We start from the raw sequence: 2,893 nt of genomic DNA, 5'->3' as shown, positions 1-2,893 counted from the left end.
GCGGCATCATGGCCTTCCCGCGTCAGCGACCGTACAGAACGAGTCGTAGTGGTCGCCGGTGTAGAAGTATTGGGGCGGATCGGTCCGCGGCGCTCCACCGGTGATGATGCGCTTCGTCGACCGATTTCGGGCACCCGGGGTGATCACGGTGTACTCGCGGTAGTAACCCCTGCGTTGGTCGGGGAGATGGCCCTCGCGGTTGCCGAACACCACACCGTCGTTGCGCGGAAAGGGGAATGGGCCGCCCGCGTGAATGACCCGCACGGTGTCGACCACCTCTGGCGGCAGCGTGTTCAGTGGGCACGTCGGCAGACCGACCGTCGTCGTTGCCCGGTTGGCCGGGATCGTCGACGCCTGCGCACATCCACTGGCGATGAGGATGAGTGCGCAGAGCGCGACAGCCGCGAACCTACGTCGACCCACCTGCGCTCCTCGCTATCGGGCTGCCGCCACCTACGTCATCACGTCGGAGCCGAACACGTACCGGCTTACTGCGGGTGGGTCGCCAGGTAGTCGTCGACGGGGATCGGTGACGTCTCGGCGTAACCGATCGGAAGCAAGACGTCACCGGCGGTCGTGTAGTAGTACACGACCCAATGGTAGTAACCGGGGAACGCCGCAGGGTCGGCCGCAAGCACTGCTGCGTAGTCGTTGACCGCCCGCACGTACTGGTCGGCGTTGTTGTAGCGGTAGATGGCGTGATCACGATCGTTGGCAAAGCCGTTGGCGGCCAGGTAGCGGCCGGCTGCCATGATGCTGTCGTGGGGCGAGTTGATGTCGCCCCCGGCGCCATAGGCGGCGAACGTCGTTGGCATGAATTGCATCGGGCCCTGCGCGCCGGCGGAGCTGTAGCCGTGGATGCTCCCGAAACGTGTCTCGATCAGGTTGATCGCGGCGAGGTAGCTCCAGCCGACGCCGGACGCCGACTCTGCCTCCCGATAGGAATCGAGCAACTCCTCGGCCGGAGCCGGCGGGTCGATGTGCCAGGCCGGCAGGGTGTCGTGGGGGTGGGCCATCGCGGTGAGCTGCCCGCTGGCGTCGACATTGTGGTCGTAGGCCAGCAGCAGCGACGGCGGGATTCGCGGTCGCGTTTCCGCATTCAATTCGGGGTTGCGCCCGATAGCGCGGTAGGCCGCCTGTTGTCGGGCCGCTGCCGTGACCAGCAGTGCCTCCGGCGTAGACGGGTCACGCACGGCTCCCTCGTCGGCGACGAGATCGTCGGCCAGCTGGGCCGGGTCGGCTGCCAGCTGCGGTTGCGCGCCCGCGGCGCCATCCCCTGCGGTGGTCACCGAAGGGTCGTCCATCGCGGACACGCCGACCCGTTCACTGGTGCCCACCGTCGTTGCGGTGGAGCTGGCGACCGACGCGGTATCTGGCGGTGTCGACCCTGAACAGCCGACTACGGCGAACAAGATCGTCGCGAGCACGAAGGGTGCGCCACGCCTCTGCCGAACGGCGGTTAGATGGTCACGACGCACTGGTCCACTCCCGTCGACTGCCACAGCGAGCGACGCTCTCCCCGCAGGAGGCGGGCTCTGCACCGAAGCCTATGGGCCGAGTGTGCTTCCGCGCCCGGCTTCGGCACCGACCCAACCTGACCGGCCCGATGAATCCGTACTCGGCCGAAGTGCGGCGATCGAGGCGTCGGCCCAGGTAGAGCGTGCGAGGCCGCTCGAACAGAGGCGGACCGCAACGGCCGGAGGGCTTTCGCCGCGAGAGTGGTCGTCCCCCCTAATGGACGTTCTCACGGCTCGCGCCGTAGCGCGGGCTTGGTAGCGCGACCCTCCGACCGCGGCAGCTGTGATGATTTCAGCATTTGACGTTTGCGTAAGTCAAGGGCTGGGGGGTCATGAACTGCCTGAAACTCGCGATGCTGGCATTGCTACGTCGGACGGCACCGGCGGGGGAGTCCGGATGGCGGCCTCGCTAACGACTGATCGTGCGTGGAACGGCGAACGCGGCGAGCTTGTCCGGGTTGCGCATCGCGTAGAAGTTGGTGATCTTGTCGCCGACGATCTCGAGGAGGAAGACGCCTTCGAGGACGTCGCCGCGGTGGACGACGACCGCCGGCGCGTTGTTGCAGTTCACCGTCTTGAACCGCACATTCGGCGTGCTCCGGATGAAACGGAAGGAGGCCACCAGGACTGCGGCCACCTTCTTCGCGCCGACCACCGGCCTGCGCGCAGCGGGGGCCTTGCCGCCGCTATCGGCAGTCCAGGTGGCGTCGGGCGCGAGCAGCGAAAGCAGTCCGTCCATGTCGCCGGTGTTCGCCGCCTTCATGAACTGTTGGGTGATCTGTGCCGTGCGCGCCGTATCGACGGGTCCGAACCGCGTCCGCCGGGCGTGCACGTGCTCCCTGGCGCGGTGCGCCATCTGACGCACCGTGGCGACGGATTTACCGACTGCGCCGGTGATCTCGTCGTAGTCGAAGCCGAACACCTCACGCAGGATGAACACCGCCCGCTCATCAGGGGTGAGCGTTTCCAGCAGCACCAGCATCGCCATCGAAACCGACTCGGCGAGTACGACATCGGCCGATGCGTCGTCCTCGGCGAGTAGAAGCGGCTCGGGCAGCCACGGTCCGATGTAGTCCTCGCGACGACGCGCCCTCGTGCGTAGTGCGTTGAGCGCCTGGCTTGTCACCAGCTGCGCAAGATACGACTTGGTGTCCCGCACGGTTCCGAGATCCACGTCGGCCCACCGCAGGTAACTGTCCTGGAGCACGTCATCGGATTCGGTTGCCGAGCCCAGTACTTCGTAGGCGATCGTGAATAGCAGCGGCCGCAGATGGGTGAACCGCTGCGCGTGGTCGTCGCAGGCCGAGCCTGCGATCGGGGGATCGGTGGTCACGTTTCCGTGACCACCTGCGGAGCGGACGCCGGCTGCTCACCAC

Annotated in this window: 3 protein-coding genes; all 3 read right to left on the bottom strand. The window is 66.9% G+C overall.

What is annotated here, in order from left to right; genetic code table 11:
- Nucleotides 1-6: 6 nt before the first annotated feature.
- Nucleotides 7-423 carry a guanyl-specific ribonuclease gene (locus ACRDUX_RS14030; protein WP_526414635.1) on the bottom strand — a complete coding sequence of 139 codons (417 nt, stop codon included), beginning with the start codon at nt 421-423 and terminating at the stop codon, nt 7-9.
- Nucleotides 424-488: 65 nt separating this feature from the next.
- On the bottom strand, nt 489-1,304 hold the full coding sequence (locus ACRDUX_RS14025) for a lytic transglycosylase domain-containing protein (RefSeq protein WP_526414636.1): 816 nt from the start codon (nt 1,302-1,304) through the stop codon (nt 489-491).
- Between the two features lie 622 nt (nt 1,305-1,926).
- Entirely contained in the window at nt 1,927-2,850 is a 924-nt protein-coding gene (locus tag ACRDUX_RS14020) for an RNA polymerase sigma-70 factor (protein WP_526414634.1), read from the bottom strand.
- Between the last annotated feature and the right edge of the window lie 43 nt (nt 2,851-2,893).

The sequence above is a fragment of the Mycobacterium sp. genome (genome assembly GCF_050701675.1).
GTDB lineage: Bacteria > Actinomycetota > Actinomycetes > Mycobacteriales > Mycobacteriaceae > Mycobacterium.
Note: the sequence above shows the minus strand (reverse complement) of the source record. Positions and strands in the feature narration are given on the sequence as shown.